The following is a 14,577-nucleotide window of genomic DNA, read 5'->3' on the forward strand; positions in this document are numbered from 1 at the left end:
GACGGTCAAATTCGCGCCTTCAATGTGTTGTTAACGCGGATGCCTGCCAATTACTACAACCGCATCCAGTACCGGTTCTTAGACGCGCTGCGGGCGGTGAATCCCGCTTTAGAAGCGGTCGGCTGCGACTTAATCCGGGAATCAGGACATGTTTGTGTGTTTTACACCTTCGGCAACATTATGGAGTCGGTAGAGTGGGAAAGCCTCGTGCAGCCCATGATTCAAACCGATACGGACTGGGTTCATGGCGGTTATGCGGTAGCCAGTAGTTTGGGATGGGGCCGCTGGGAACTGGTGGAAATCGAAAGCAACCAGTTTTGCCGGGTGGCAATTGACGGTAACTACGAAACCAATTATTTCCTGGCCACCTATCCTAACAGCTCGACCGGTGCTTGTTTCTTTGCCCAGGGAGCTGTACCGGCCATGATGAACATCGTTTACCGGGGTCACATTGCCCAGAAACCAGTTCTCAACGAGACCCTGTATAACAACTTGTTCCGGCGAGCGAATCATTTCCGAGGCCAGGAGGTACGAGCGCGAGAAAAGGGCGACCCCTGGTGTGAATTCACAGCAACGGCTGCTTGAGATATGGAGTTGCACTTACTGCGACGGCGGGAATGCGGCAAGGGGTGGGCCTGGGATGTTGATTTGCCCCGTTCGCTCACCCTCACTGAACTGGCAGACCTGGCTAAGACCTGTGGCGGCACGTATCGCGTCTTTCATACCCTGGTCTGGGTGGAGTTGCCGGGAGGACGGATTGTGGCTTCTACGGTTGCACCCCGGATGACCTTGCGCCTGCGCCAACAGCATGATGCGGTTCTGGCCTATCTCCAAAGCCTGCCCGTCGCTGCGGATTCAGCTTGAGCAGTTGGCAGAAAGTAGCCCCTTTGGGTTAAGCCCGTTACACTGAGAGGAGATTCCACTCCCTAGGTATCCCCATGGCGAATCGGCTGATCCACGCCCAGAGTCTATATCTGCGCAAACACGGTCATAACCCAATTGATTGGTGGCCCTGGGGAGAAGAAGCCATTGCTACGGCTCGCCGCGAAAATAAACCCATTTTTTTGTCCATCGGCTATTCCAGTTGCCACTGGTGCACGGTGATGGAGGGGGAGGCCTTCTCCGACCCCGCTGTGGCCGCCTACCTGAACCAGTATTTTTTGCCGATTAAGGTGGACCGGGAGGAACGCCCCGATATTGACCACATCTATATCCAGGCGGTGCAGTTGATGATTGGCCAGGCGGGTTGGCCCTTGAATGTCTTTCTCGACCCCTATGACCTGGTGCCCTTTTACGGGGGAACGTACTTTCCCTTGACGCCCCGGTTTGGCCGGCCTGGGTTTCTGGAATTGCTGCAAGCGGTGCGCCAATACTACGACCAGCGCAAGGACCAGGTGCAGCAGGTGAAATCGCAAATCCTGGCGTACCTACAATCGCCCAATCAATTGCCAGCGGTGAGTGTACCGGACAAAAGCGCCCTAGAAAACGGCTACCGTAAGGTCACCAGCATCCTGAACTACGAAGGGCCGGGCAATTCGTTCCCGATGATCCCCTACGCTCAAGCGGTGTTGCAAGCCAGCCGGTGGAGTGGACCCTTGACAGCCGACCATCCGGCGGTGCGGCGAGGGATGAATCTGGCGCTGGGGGGCATTTTTGACCAGGTAGCGGGCGGGTGGCATCGCTATACCGTTGACCCGACCTGGACCGTGCCCCACTTTGAGAAGATGCTCTACGACAACGGGCTGATTCTGGAATACCTGAGCAACTTGTGGAGCGCCGGTGTGCAGATGGCTCCCCTGCGGCGGGCAGTCACAAAGACCGTGCAATGGCTGCGGCGGGAAATGCGGGCGGAAGCGGGGTATTTCTATGCAGCGCAGGACGCCGACAGTTTTGTTTCCCCCAGCGATGCCGAGCCAGAAGAGGGAGCCTTTTATGTGTGGCGGTATCAGGAGTTGGCCGCGTTATTAACGCCCGAAGAATTCGACGCCTTGAAGGCTGCCTTCGATGTCAGACCCCAGGGCAATTTTGAGGGCAAAATCGTGTTGCAACGCCTGCATGGACAGGATTTGGACCCGCAGGTGGAATCGGCGTTGACCAAATTGTTTATCCGTCGCTACGGCGCGCCCCCAGAAACCTGTCTCTCGTTCCCGCCCGCTGTAGATGCCCAGCACGCCAAAACTACCCCCTGGCCGGGTCGGATTCCCCCTGTCACCGATACGAAAATGATTGTCGCCTGGAACAGTTTGATGATTTCGGGATTGGCGCGGGCGGCCGTGGTGTTTCAGGAGCCAAGCTATGGCGAACTAGCGATCCAGTGCGCCGATTTCATCCGCCAAAACCAGTGGGTCAACGGCCAGTTTTATCGCTTGAACTACGACGGCCAGGTGGCGGTGATTGCTCAAGCGGAAGATTACGCCCTGTGGATCAAAGCCCTGCTGGATTTGCATCAAATGGCGGTGAGCCTGCTGGGAGGCGAGCGCGCGCCGGAATGGTTAGAGTTGGCGCAAATGTTTCAAAGGGCGTTTGATGCGGAGTATGCCTGTGAAAGCGGGGGTTATTACGCCACGGCGGCAACGGCGAGTGGGGATTTACTGGTGCGGGAACGGCCCTGCGAAGACAATGCCATTCCTTCGGCCAATGGGGTGGCGCTGACCAATCTGGTACGCTTGGCCTTGCTCACCGGCAATCTGAGTTACTTGGAACGAGCGGAGCGGGGATTGCAAGCGTTTGGCCAGCTTGTGCAAGTCGCGCCCCAGAGTTGCCCGAGTTTGCTGACGGCGTTGGACTGGTTTTTGCACCCGCTGGTGGTCAAGGCGCAACCGGATGTGTTGGCGGCCATCGGCTCGCGCTTTTTCCCAACGACGGTGTGGCAACCGGCGACCGAGATACCAGGGGTGGCGCTGGTGTGCCAAGGATTGACCTGCCAGGAACCGGCCACATCGCTCGAGATGGCGCTGCAACAATTGGCCCAGTATCAACTCTGAAAGCGGGAGACCCCCCAAGCCTGGTATAAGTTAAAGATGGCTTTTTTCGGGGGAGTGGTTGTGGAGGACCTGCAACAGGGGATTCAACGGAGTCAAACGCATCTGTTGTCGTTGCAATACCCAGAAGGTTTTTGGTGGGCCACGCTGGAATCCAATGTCACGATGACCGCCGAGTTGGTGTTGCTCTATGCCGTTTGGGGGATCAAGGAGCGACTGCCGCTGGCGAAAATTAAAACCTATCTTCTCAATCAACAACAGGCACACGGCGGCTGGGAACTCTACTACGGCGATGGCGGGGATTTGAACTGCACCATTGAAGCCTATATGGCGTTGCGGTTATTGGGCTGTCACCCCGACGAACCGGCGATGCAGCGAGCCAGAGAGGTGATTTTAAGTCGCGGCGGCGTCACTCGCAGTCGCATTTTTACCAAGTTAAATCTAGCCCTGATCGGTTGTTACGAATGGCAAGGGCTGCCATCCTTGCCCCCCTGGTTAATGCTGTTACCGCCAGGCGGTCCCTTTAGTATTTACGACATGTCCAGTTGGGCCAGAAGTAGCACCGTCCCCTTAATCATTGTCTTTGATAAAAAACCGGTGTATCCCCAGGGATTTACCTTGGATGAATTGTATGTGGAACCGCCCACTGCCCGCCGTTACGAACTGCCGCAAAAAGGCGATTGGTCGGATGTATTTGTGTGGCTGGATTGGGGCTTGAAATGGGCGGAAATGTTCGGTTTGACGCCGTTTCGGCAAGAGGGACTGGCCGCTGCGGAAAAGTGGATTTTGCAACGCCAAGAGGAAACGGGGGACTGGGGCGGCATCCAACCGGCGATGGTGAATTCACTGCTGGCGTTGCGCTGCCTGGATTACCCGCTAGAAGAACCGGCGGTGGTGCGGGGCTTCCGGGCGGTAGAGAAATTCTGCGTGGAAAGCGAAACCGAATACTGGATGCAGCCCTGCGTGTCGCCGGTGTGGGATACGGCCTTGACCATCCGCGCACTGGTGGATAGTGGGTTAGAGCCGGACCATCCGGCGCTGGTGCGGGCGGGGCAATGGCTGCTGCAGAAGCAAATTCTCAATACCTATGGGGACTGGGCGGTGAAAAATCCCCAGGCGCGACCGGGAGGCTGGGCGTTTGAATTCGACAACCGTTACTACCCCGATGTGGACGATACGGCGGTGGTGGTGATGGCCCTGAGCCAAATTCGCTTGCCCAACGAAGCCGAAAAACAGCAAGCTATCCGGCGGGCGGTGGATTGGATTGTGGCCATGCAATGTAAAAACGGGTCGTGGGGCGCCTTTGACAAAGACAACGACCAGGATTGGCTCAATTACATTCCCTACGGCGATTTGCAGGCGATGATTGACCCAGGGACAGCCGATGTCACGGCCCGGGTGCTGGAAATGGCCCGTTATCCAGGGGTTCCCCCTCTCCCACCCGTGGTCAAGCAACGGGCGTTGGATTACCTGTTGCAGGTGCAGGAGCCGACGGGCAGTTGGTTTGGCCGCTGGGGCGTGAATTACATCTACGGAACCAGTGGGGTGCTGGCGGCGCTCCAAGACGAACCCCAGGCGCAACGGGCGCGAGAACGGGCGGTGACCTGGTTGCTGGCGCACCAAAATCCCGACGGCGGTTGGGGCGAAACTTGCCGCAGTTACAACGACCCATCGCTGCAAGGCCAAGGGGATAGCACTGTTTCCCAAACCGCTTGGGCCATTTTGGGATTATTGGCGGCGGGCCAGGGAACGCATCCGGCAACGGGACGCGGGATTGCCTATCTACTCGCGCAACAGCAACCCAACGGGGCCTGGCAGGAGCCATGGTTCACCGGCACCGGGTTTCCCCGGCATTTTTACCTGCGCTATAACTTGTACTATCAGCACTTCCCGCTCATGGCCCTAGGACGCTACCAGCGGCAGGTGGGGCAGGGCTAGGACAACCCCGGTTTTTCCGCTATACTTGGCGCTAATGGTATGGTGTGTGTAGTGGTGGAAAGGAGTTGAGCGGATGGATTTGCGCCGGGGTGCTTTGGAACTACTGAAAGAGACCAGTCGGACGTTTTTTATTCCCATCAGCGGCTTGCCTGCGGGTTTGCAAGAAGCAGTGACTTCCGCCTATCTCTGCATGCGGGCGATTGACGAAATCGAAGACCATCCTGACTTGGACAGTGAAACGAAGGTGAAATTGCTGCGCTCCGTGAGTTTAACCCTAGAGGCGGCAACCGATACCTTTGCGGTGAACGATTTATCCCTGGCGCTGGCGGTGCATCAGACGCCCTTGCCGGAGGTGACGGTGCGCATTGGCGAATGGGCGTTGCTGGCTCCGCCAACAATTGCGCCGCGGATTTGGGATGCGACAGCGGCGATGGCGGACCGGATGGCCTACTGGGCGTCCTGTCACTGGCGGATTCAAACGGAAGCGGACCTGGATCGTTACACCTTTGGCGTTGCAGGGGCGGTAGGGTTGCTCTTGTCGGATTTGTGGGCCTGGTACGACGGCACCCAGACGAATCGCTCCCTGGCGATTGGCTTTGGGCGGGGGTTGCAAGCTGTCAATATCTTGCGCAATCAGGCGGAAGACCAGCGACGCGGGGTCAACTTTTTCCCAGATGGGTGGGGGAAAGCAGAGATGCACGCCTATGCCCGCCGCAATCTTGCTCTGGCGGATGCCTATAACGCAGCGTTACCCCCAGGACCGGCGCTGGATTTCTGTAAAATTCCCCTGGCGCTGGCCCATGCCACCTTAGAAGCCCTGGAACAAGGTCAACCCAAACTGACGCGCAGTGCGGTCATGGCGGTAGTGGCCCAGGTCACTGGTCGAAGTCGTTGAGCTATACATGGCGCGAAGCCCCTTTGTTGATAACAGACAATGGTCAAATCGCAGGGTACGTATAGGCCACTTACGCTTTTGAGATCACATAGCTTGTCCTGTCATCGCTCCGCTCACCTAAAGTAGCCTGGCTGAGGGAGTTTTACATTTTATTTCATTTCAAATTATGAAGTTTTATGTGGAAATGGCAAGGAACGCTTGCCCTGCTCCTAGGTATAAGGTGCGACCCTGGATGCCAGCAGACGCATGGGGAGTCCTTTCAATGTTGATCTTGTCATGGGAGCAGGTCGAACCCTGGGGAGCCGATTACGACCAAGCTGACTACCTGCAAGTGCTCGGGCGGTGGTTTGTGCGGGGGGAATCCTTTGGGTTGCACCAGGAAGCGACGGCGAAAAAAGTATGTCAAAAGCGGCTGGATACGACGAGTCAACCGTTCTGCCTGCTGGTGAAATCGCCGGACCGCATTACGCTCTGGCATGAAACGTTGGAGGCACCCCAACTGCCGGCCCAAGCTGACGAAAATAAGCAACCAGTGCGGAAGTTTCGGGGACAGGTAGTACAAACGATGGTGTTGCCAACGCCTGCGGGTGAACCCGTCCCCAAGCGGTACCGGGGTCAGGTCGTGCCAACCACGCCCGCATCTCAAACGCCTGAGACTGAACCGGCACCCAAGATGTACCGGGGACAGGTGGTGCGCCCCTGCGGTTGCAAGGCGTAGCCCCGTTCTGGGTTTTTCGGTTGTCCCATAGACCAATTAAAGTGGTCTAGCAGGCTGTTAACACAACCATCATCCCACCAGTCAAGCTTAAGCCGCCTTGTAGTAATCCGGTTCGTTGCCCGGCTTCCACTTGATATTGCAACCGAGGCTTGCCTTTTGGTCTGGGGACACCGGTTGACCGCTCAACACCGCATCAATGGCGGCCCGCAGGTCCTTCCCCGTCACAGGCAAATCGTTTCCAGGGCGGCTGTCATCAAATTGCCCGCGGTAAACCAGTTTCCGCTCCCGGTCAAACAGGTAGAAATCGGGGGTGCAGGCGGCGCGATAGGCTTTGGCCACTTCCTGGGTTTCGTCGTAGCAAAAGGGAAATGTAAATCCTAGCTCCTGCGCCATTTCCTTCAGAGATTCGGGGCGGTCGTCGGGGTATTTCTCCGCATCGTTGGAGCTAATGGCCACAATGCCAATATCTTTGTCTTTGTAATCCTGACCCAATTTCGCCAGTTCGTTTTGAATGTGTTTGACGTAGGGACAGTGGCGGCAAATAAACATCACCAGCAGGGCGGTTTTGTCAGCAAACGTGCTCAAGCTAATCGTCTTACCGGTCACCACATCGGGCAGAGCAAAATCCGGCGCCGGTGTTCCCAAATCCAACATTGTGGAAGGCGTGCGAGCCATCGTCCAACCTCCTAAACCCGTCGCTTCGCTTTCATTATGCCGGTTCGGGGGACGGGACGCCAGGACGTTGCAAGGGAAACCCCAGTTGCTCCCGCTGTTGCAAGTACAGTTGGGCCACTTGTCGCGCCAGATGGCGAATCCGCGCAATGTAACGGGTGCGCTCAGTCACAGCCATCACGCCCCGCGCCTCCAACAAGTTAAAGGTGTGGGAGCATTTCAACACGTAGTCCAGCGTGGGAGTCACCAGGTTTTGGGCTAGCAGTTGCTGGGCCTCTTTCTCGTACAGAGTAAAGAGTTGAAACAGAATTTGCGGGTCGGCGGCCTGGAAATTGTAAGTGCACTGCTCTACTTCGCTGTGGCGGTAAAGGTCCCCGTAGGTTACCTGGTCATTCCAGCGAATGTCCCAAATCGTGTCCACATTTTGCAAGTACATAGCGAGGCGCTCTAACCCGTAGGTGATCTCCACCGAAACCGGTTGGCAATCAATACTGCCGCACTGCTGGAAGTAGGTGAACTGGGTAATTTCCATACCGTCGAGCCAGACCTCCCAGCCGACCCCCCAGGCCCCAAGGGTGGGGGATTCCCAGTTGTCCTCCACAAAGCGGATGTCGTGTTCTTCGGGGGGAATACCCAACGCCCGCAATGACGCCAAGTACATGTCCTGAATGTCAGCGGGTGAGGGCTTGATGAGCACCTGGTACTGGAAATAGTGCTGCAACCGGTTGGGGTTTTCACCATAGCGGCCATCGCCCGGTCGCCGGCAAGGTTCCGCGTAAGCCACCGCCCAAGGTTCCGGCCCCAAGGCCCGCAAAAAGGTGTGGGGACTCATAGTGGCGGCACCCTTTTCCAGGTCGTAGGGCTGGACGATCAAACACCCCTGTTGGCCCCAAAATTGGTGCAGCGCTGCAATCAAGTCCTGAAAATTCACCGGCTGTGCCCTCCCCATCTTGTGTCTATACTGAAGGGTTGTGGGTTCCCCTGGCAAGATGACCCGCCCGAAATTAGTCGTTCTCGACGACGACCCCACCGGTTCCCAAACCGTTCACAGTTGCCTGTTGCTGCTGCGCTGGGACCCCACAACCCTGCAAACTGCCTGGACGGATGCGTCGCCCCTGTTTTTTATCCTGGGGAATACCCGCGCCCGCCCGCCGGAGATGGCCGCCCAAGTCACCCGCGAGATTTGCCGGAGTTTGCGCCAGGTGACGGGGGAAAACCTTTTGGACCATGCCCTGGTGATCAGCCGGTCCGATTCCACGCTGCGGGGGCATTACCCCTTGGAAGTGGATGTCCTGAACGAAGAACTGGGGCCGTTTGACGGGCATTTGCTGATTCCGGCGTTTATTGAAGGGGGGCGCATCACCCGCGACAGCGTGCATTACCTGCTGGTGAATGGGCAACCGGTGCCCGTGAATCAAACAGAGTTTGCCAAGGACTCGGTGTTTGGCTACCCGTCGGCCTATCTCCCCGCCTACGTGGAGTACAAAACGGGAGGACGTATCCGGCAAGACCAGGTGGTGCGCGTGACGCTCGCACACATTCGCTCCGGTGCTCTGGATGAATTGCTCCTGGGATTGCAGCACAACGCCTGCGCGGTCGTGGACGCCGAAACACTGGCGGATTTGCAGCAAGTTGCTCAAGCGCTCTATCGTGCCCATGCGCAAGGCAAACGGTTGTTGTTGCGCGCAGCCGCTGGGATTGTCAGCGCCCTGGCCCAGTTGCCGCCTCAACCGGTAGCGCCCGAGGCCATGTCCACCTACGTGCAGGGGAAATTACCTGGTGTGGTGGTCGTCGGGTCCCACGTGCGGCTTTCGACGCAACAAGTGGAACATCTGTTGCAACAGTCAGGGGTCCAGGGGATGGAACTGCCGATTCAAGCGTTGTGTACCGGACAAACGCCCCAGCAAGTGGTGGCACAGGTGATGCCGGCAGTGACCCAGGCGTTGCACCAGGGCTTAATTCCAGTGGTTTACACCCCCCGCCAGGAACTCACCTTCCCCGACCAAGCGACGCGCTTGCAGTTTGGGGCGCAGGTGGCTCAAACGACCGCCCTGCTGGTGCAGCAGTTGCCCCCGGAGATTGGCTTTCTCGTGAGCAAGGGGGGCATTACGTCCAACGAAATCCTGAGTCACGGCTTGGAACTCACCGCCGTGCGGCTGCTTGGTCAAATTCTCCCCGGCATCAACGTCATCCGTACTCCGGCGAACCACCCGCGTTTTCCCCACCTTCCAGTAGTGATTGTCCCTGGGAATGTGGGCGGTCCCGACGCCCTGAGCACCATTGTCCAGCGGCTAGCCCCCCGGCAATCCTAGACCCTCCGTGATTTCGTCCATCTTGCGCTTCATGGTGGCGGTGGATTCGTCGTAGGCGGCCCGCAAGGCGCTATAGACTCGTTGGGAGAGTTCCTCGGCGGTTTTTTCTAGGGCGGCTGGGGCAATTTCCACCCGGCGGGGTTCCTGGTTACCGCTGAGCACCACCTTCACCAGCCCATCGGCATCTTGCCCGACAATTTCCATTGCATCCAATTCCTGCTGCATTTTCAGGGCGTCTTCCTGCACCTTTTGGGCCTTCTTCAGGGCATCAGCTAACTCCTTCATCTTGCCCAGCCCAAAGCCGAACCCTTTCCCCTGCGTCATGTGTGCCTCCAAGCGATTCCCAGTCCCAGCCTACCACAGAACCGCCAATGCTACGATAAATACTACTGAGCCGGTCGTGGACGCGCCCATGCTGAAACTTCTGTTTGGCGACCCCAACCAACGTCGTATCAACCAGTACAAGCCGATTGTGACTGAAATCAACCTGCTGGAGCCGGAGATGGAAAAACTCTCCGACGAGCAGTTACGGGGCAAAACGGCGGAATTCCGGCAGCGACTGGAACGGGGCGAAACCCTAGAGGACTTATTGCCCGAAGCCTTTGCCGTCGTGCGGGAAGCAGGGAAACGGGTGCTGGGGATGCGCCATTACGATGTCCAGCTTCTGGGGGGCATCGTCCTCCACGAGGGCCAGATTGCCGAGATGAAAACCGGGGAAGGCAAAACCCTGGTGGCGACTCTACCGGCCTATCTCAACGCCCTGACCGGCAAAGGGGTGCATATCGTCACAGTTAACGATTACCTAGCGCGGCGGGACGCGGAATGGATGGGGCAATTGCACCGGTTTTTGGGGTTGAGCGTGGGGTTGATTCAACAGGGCATGGACGCCAGCGAGCGCCGGAAAAACTACGCCTGCGACATTACCTACGCCACCAACAGCGAAGTCGGGTTCGACTACCTGCGAGACAACATGGCCACCAGCCTGGAGGACGTGGTGCAGCGGCCCTTCCACTACTGCATCATTGATGAGGTGGACTCGATTTTGATTGACGAAGCCCGTACGCCTTTAATCATTTCCGGCCAGGTGAGCGACCCGGAAGAACGGGAGAAAAAGTACATCAAGGCAGCTTGGGTGGCGTCTCAACTCAAGCGAGATGAACACTACGAAGTGGACGAAAAAAACCGGAATATCCTGCTGACGGATGAAGGGTTTTTAGAAGCGGAAAAACTTCTCGGCGTCCAGGACCTCTACGACCCGGAAAATCCTTGGGCGCACTATGTGTTTAACGCCATCAAGGCCAAGGAACTGTTTATCAAAGACGTCCACTATATCGTCCGCAACGATGAGGTGGTGATTGTGGACGAGTTTACGGGGCGGGTGTTGCCAGGACGCCGCTGGAGTGATGGATTGCACCAGGCCATTGAAGCCAAAGAGGGCGTTCCCATTGAACCGGAAACCCAAACCTTAGCCAGCATTACATATCAGAATTTGTTTTTGCTCTATCCCAAGCTAGCGGGGATGACGGGAACGGCCAAAACCGAAGAAGCGGAATTCAGCAAAATTTACAAGCTGGAAGTCACAGTGATTCCCACCAACCGCCCCAATATCCGCAAGGATTTGCCCGACGTGGTGTACAAAACCGAAACGGCCAAGTGGCTGGCGGTGGCGGAAGAGTGCGCCCGGCAATACGCCATTGGGCGACCGGTGCTGGTGGGAACCACCAGTGTGGAAAAGTCGGAACTGCTGTCAGCCCTGCTGCACGAGCGCGGCATCCCCCACAACCTGCTCAACGCTAGACCTGAGAACGTGGAACGGGAGGCGGAAATCATTGCCCAAGCGGGTCGCAAGGGCGCGGTGACAATTGCCACAAACATGGCGGGGCGCGGGACGGACATCATCCTGGGGGGGAACGCCGAATACATGGCCCGGTTGAAAATGCGGGAGTATTTCATGCCCCGGCTGGTGCGGCCCGAAGAGGATGACGGGTTAAACGTGCTGGCGTCTTTGATGGGACAACGGCGCAGTGGCGGTGTGGGTTTCGGCACTGGCAAAAGGGTCAAAACCTGGAAGGCGTCCCCCAACATCTACCCGGCGGAACTTTCTCCTGAGGCCGAACGCGCACTGAAGGCGGCGGTGGATTTCGCGGTGCAAGTCTATGGCGAGCAGAGTTTGCCTGAACTAGAGGCGGAAGAAAAAATCGCGATTGCGTCCGAAAAGGGTCCGACGGATGACCCGGTGATTGCCCGGTTGCGCGAGGTTTATACGATGATTCGCCAGGAGTACGAGGTCTATACCAAAGCAGAGCACGACGAGGTGGTGAAGCTGGGGGGGCTGTACGTCATCGGCACCGAACGGCATGAATCTCGGCGTATTGACAACCAGTTGCGGGGACGGGCGGGACGGCAAGGGGACCCTGGCACCACGCGCTTTTTCCTGAGTTTGGAAGACAACCTGTTGCGCATTTTTGGTGGGGAACGGGTCGCGGCGCTGATGAACGCCTTTCGAGTAGAAGACGACATGCCCATTGAATCGCCCCTGCTCACCCGGTCCCTGGAAAACGCCCAAAAGAAAGTGGAAACCTACTACTACGACATTCGGAAACAAGTGTTTGAATACGACGAGGTAATGAATAATCAACGGCGGGCCATTTATGCTGAACGGCGCCGGATTTTGGAAGGGCGGGATTTGAAGGAACTGGTGATTCAATACGCTGAAAAAACCATTGATGACATTATTGCCGCCTACATCAACCCCGATTTACCCCCTGATGAATGGAACCTGACGGGCTTGGTGGATAAAGTTAAACAGTTTGTCTATCTGCTGAGTGACCTGGAGCCGAAGGATTTACAGGATTTAACCCTGCCAGAAATCCAAGCCTTTTTACACGAGCAGGTACGCACCGCTTACGACATGAAAGAGGCCCAAATCGAACAAATTCGCCCAGGATTGATGCGGGAGGCTGAGCGCTTCTTCATCCTGCAACAGTTGGACAACCTGTGGCGGGAGCATTTGCAACAGATGGATGCCTTGCGCGAGTCGGTGGGCCTGCGCGGCTACGGTCAGCAAGACCCCTTGATTGAGTACAAAATTGAAGGCTACGAACTCTTCCAGGACATGATGACCAACATCCGCCGCAACGTAGTCTATGCCCTATTCCAATTCCAACCGCAAGTCCAACCGGTGGCGGGTTGATGCGTTGTTAGACGCGCGGGAAATCTTTCGACAAGCCTGCGAGAATCGCTACACCTGGGATGCCCAGTTTCCCGGTTATCAAGCGGATGTGGTCTGGCAATCCGGTGAGGAAACCCTGCAGGCGCACGTGCGGGTGCATCGCGATTTATCGGTGATAGTGGAAAAGTTAGACGCTGACCACCCGGTGTACGGGGAACTTGTAGGCTTGATGCGAGAAGTGGTGGCCCACCGGCAACGGCGGGATTTCCAGGCGGATTATGGTTTGCACCCGTTTACAGCAAAGGCACCGCTCCCCAACGGTGCTGTACCAATTCAGGTGCAGGATTCCCACTACCTCGTGTGGGGGCCGGTGATCACCCAAGTGCAACGGGTGGTGGATAACCAGTTGTGTACGGTGGACGCCCTATCGGTGGAGCAAACGGCTGAGGGCTACTTCCCCCTGCATTACTGTGTGCAGATGCGCGATGTCACGACGGGACAAGAGCAAAAGACGGTAGATGTTTGGGAACGCCATGTCCGGGTGGGAGGCTACTATCTCTTGCAAGAACGGCAACAACGGGTAACGCAGGATGGCAAGATAAGGGAAGTGACGATTACTTTCCATAACCTGAAGTTGCTGGCCGATGGGGAACCATGATCATGCGTGCGATGATTGAATGGGATGAAGAAGCGCAGGCCTACCCGGCAACCTGTCTAAAATCGAACTTTGTCTCCTCCTCCGGCGATACCCAGGAAGCAGCGATTGCTAATCTACAAGAAGCTACTAAACTGATACTCGAACCACTACCGGAGTCCCTGAAGTGATGAATCCGTTAGGTTACCTGAGTAGAAAGCTCAGAGAAGGAACAAGTAGATTTATGGATGCAGTGAATACTAACGTAAGAAGCATGCCCCTAATTATGGATATTGGTATGCATGAAGGAGAGGATACTTTTTTCTATCTGAGAAAGGGATTTCGAGTTGTTGCCGTTGAAGCGAACCCACTTCTTGTTAGTAAAGTTCAGACAAAACTAGCATCCTATATTTCCACAGGTCAACTCACTATTGAACCGATTGCCATAGGTCCGAAGGATGGAGAGATTACTTTTTATGTGAACTTAGATAATGATCAGTGGAGTAGCTTAAAAAGAGAGTGGGGCACAAGAGATGGCACTCGTTATCAAGAAATTAGTGTCCCTTGTCGCCAACCGCAGTACCTTTTTCAAAAGTATGGGATGCCGTACTATCTAAAGGTTGATATAGAAGGGAATGACATTGATGTTGTACGCGCTCTTCATGACTTTCGAGAGCGCCCACGTTATATTTCGATAGAGGAAAATCAGGCATACTACTTTGCCGAGCTCTGGTCGGTAGGCTGTCGTTCCTTTAAGCTTGTAGACCAGAGAAACTTACACAAATTGAAATGTCCAAATCCACCACTTGAAGGTTTATATGTGGATGCTACATTTGGTAGTTGTAGCTCCGGACCGTTTGGGGAAGAGACCCCTGGGGAATGGCTTAACTTTGATTTGGCACTAGAAACCTACTTTACAACAGTGCGCTCCCCAACAAAGGGGTATTTGGCTGGTTATTCTTGGTTTGATATACATGGACGTTTTGAATGAACAGTTCTCTTTTCTCTAACCTTCTACTGTAAATTCTTATGCCCTTTCCTGATTCCCCACCTGCTGAAGGCGACTGGGAACTTGCCAACTACGACTACCCCTTGCCCACCGGGTAGTCCTATTCTTGTAATGGTTAAAATAGGTGTCGTTGGATTTGGGTGAAGCCATGAGTACAATTACTTGCCCCCGTTGCCAGTCTCAAAATATTGTGAAGTACGGTCGTATCCATAATGGAGAACAGCTATCGGCAATTTACGCCTGAAG

Annotated in this window: 14 protein-coding genes; 11 read left to right on the plus strand and 3 right to left on the minus strand. The window is 56.0% G+C overall.

The features are described 5' to 3' along the window. The 6 genes from NZ705_11420 to NZ705_11445 all read left to right on the plus strand — a co-directional run. Nucleotides 1–585 (plus strand): hypothetical protein (locus tag NZ705_11420; GenBank protein MCS7293556.1); only part of this gene is annotated, 585 nt, incomplete at its 5' end. A 3-nt stretch (nt 586–588) separates the two neighbouring features. After that, entirely contained in the window at nt 589–864 is a 276-nt protein-coding gene (locus NZ705_11425) for a hypothetical protein (GenBank protein MCS7293557.1), read from the plus strand. Between the two features lie 74 nt (nt 865–938). Further along, on the plus strand, nt 939–2,984 hold the full coding sequence (locus NZ705_11430) for a thioredoxin domain-containing protein (protein MCS7293558.1): 2,046 nt from the start codon (nt 939–941) through the stop codon (nt 2,982–2,984). Between the two features lie 60 nt (nt 2,985–3,044). Continuing rightward, nucleotides 3,045–4,919, plus strand: a complete 1,875-nt coding sequence (gene shc / locus NZ705_11435; protein ID MCS7293559.1) for a squalene--hopene cyclase — start codon at nt 3,045–3,047, stop codon at nt 4,917–4,919. Between the two features lie 73 nt (nt 4,920–4,992). Beyond that, nucleotides 4,993–5,814, plus strand: a complete 822-nt coding sequence (locus NZ705_11440; GenBank protein ID MCS7293560.1) for a phytoene/squalene synthase family protein — start codon at nt 4,993–4,995, stop codon at nt 5,812–5,814. Between the two features lie 262 nt (nt 5,815–6,076). Then, nucleotides 6,077–6,532, plus strand: a complete 456-nt coding sequence (locus NZ705_11445; protein MCS7293561.1) for a hypothetical protein — start codon at nt 6,077–6,079, stop codon at nt 6,530–6,532. Between the two features lie 87 nt (nt 6,533–6,619). Here NZ705_11445 and NZ705_11450 read toward each other — a convergent pair whose 3' ends face one another. Both NZ705_11450 and glyQ read right to left on the minus strand, forming a co-directional pair. Continuing rightward, entirely contained in the window at nt 6,620–7,207 is a 588-nt protein-coding gene (locus NZ705_11450) for a thioredoxin family protein (GenBank protein ID MCS7293562.1), read from the minus strand. 34 nt (nt 7,208–7,241) lie between these two features. Beyond that, entirely contained in the window at nt 7,242–8,153 is a 912-nt protein-coding gene (gene glyQ, locus NZ705_11455; protein MCS7293563.1) for a glycine--tRNA ligase subunit alpha, read from the minus strand. A gap of 40 nt (nt 8,154–8,193) precedes the next feature. Between glyQ and NZ705_11460 the strand changes: the two genes are divergently transcribed. After that, nucleotides 8,194–9,516: a hypothetical protein gene (locus tag NZ705_11460; GenBank protein ID MCS7293564.1), complete on the plus strand. Its 1,323-nt coding sequence runs from the start codon at nt 8,194–8,196 to the stop codon at nt 9,514–9,516. On the opposite strand, the gene NZ705_11465 is transcribed toward NZ705_11460, so the two are convergent. Further along, nucleotides 9,496–9,840, minus strand: coding sequence for a YbaB/EbfC family nucleoid-associated protein (locus tag NZ705_11465; protein MCS7293565.1), 345 nt, complete (start codon nt 9,838–9,840; stop codon nt 9,496–9,498). The genes NZ705_11460 and NZ705_11465 overlap by 21 nt on opposite strands. 88 nt (nt 9,841–9,928) lie before the next feature. Here NZ705_11465 and secA point away from each other — a divergent pair, with 88 nt between their 5' ends. The 4 genes from secA to NZ705_11485 are packed head-to-tail and all read left to right on the plus strand — an operon-like array spanning nt 9,929 to nt 14,313. Then, nucleotides 9,929–12,709, plus strand: a complete 2,781-nt coding sequence (gene secA / locus NZ705_11470; GenBank protein MCS7293566.1) for a preprotein translocase subunit SecA — start codon at nt 9,929–9,931, stop codon at nt 12,707–12,709. Then, nucleotides 12,663–13,346, plus strand: coding sequence for a DUF3386 domain-containing protein (locus NZ705_11475; GenBank protein MCS7293567.1), 684 nt, complete (start codon nt 12,663–12,665; stop codon nt 13,344–13,346). The genes secA and NZ705_11475 overlap by 47 nt, the downstream gene beginning before the upstream one ends. Nucleotides 13,347–13,348: 2 nt before the next feature. Continuing rightward, nucleotides 13,349–13,513: a hypothetical protein gene (locus NZ705_11480; protein ID MCS7293568.1), complete on the plus strand. Its 165-nt coding sequence runs from the start codon at nt 13,349–13,351 to the stop codon at nt 13,511–13,513. Nucleotides 13,514–13,566: 53 nt separating this feature from the next. After that, nucleotides 13,567–14,313, plus strand: a complete 747-nt coding sequence (locus NZ705_11485; protein MCS7293569.1) for an FkbM family methyltransferase — start codon at nt 13,567–13,569, stop codon at nt 14,311–14,313. The last annotated feature ends 264 nt before the right edge of the window (nt 14,314–14,577 follow it).

Origin of the sequence: Gloeomargarita sp. SKYB120 (assembly GCA_025062155.1) — a bacterium.
In the GTDB taxonomy this organism is placed as follows: domain Bacteria; phylum Cyanobacteriota; class Cyanobacteriia; order Gloeomargaritales; family Gloeomargaritaceae; genus Gloeomargarita.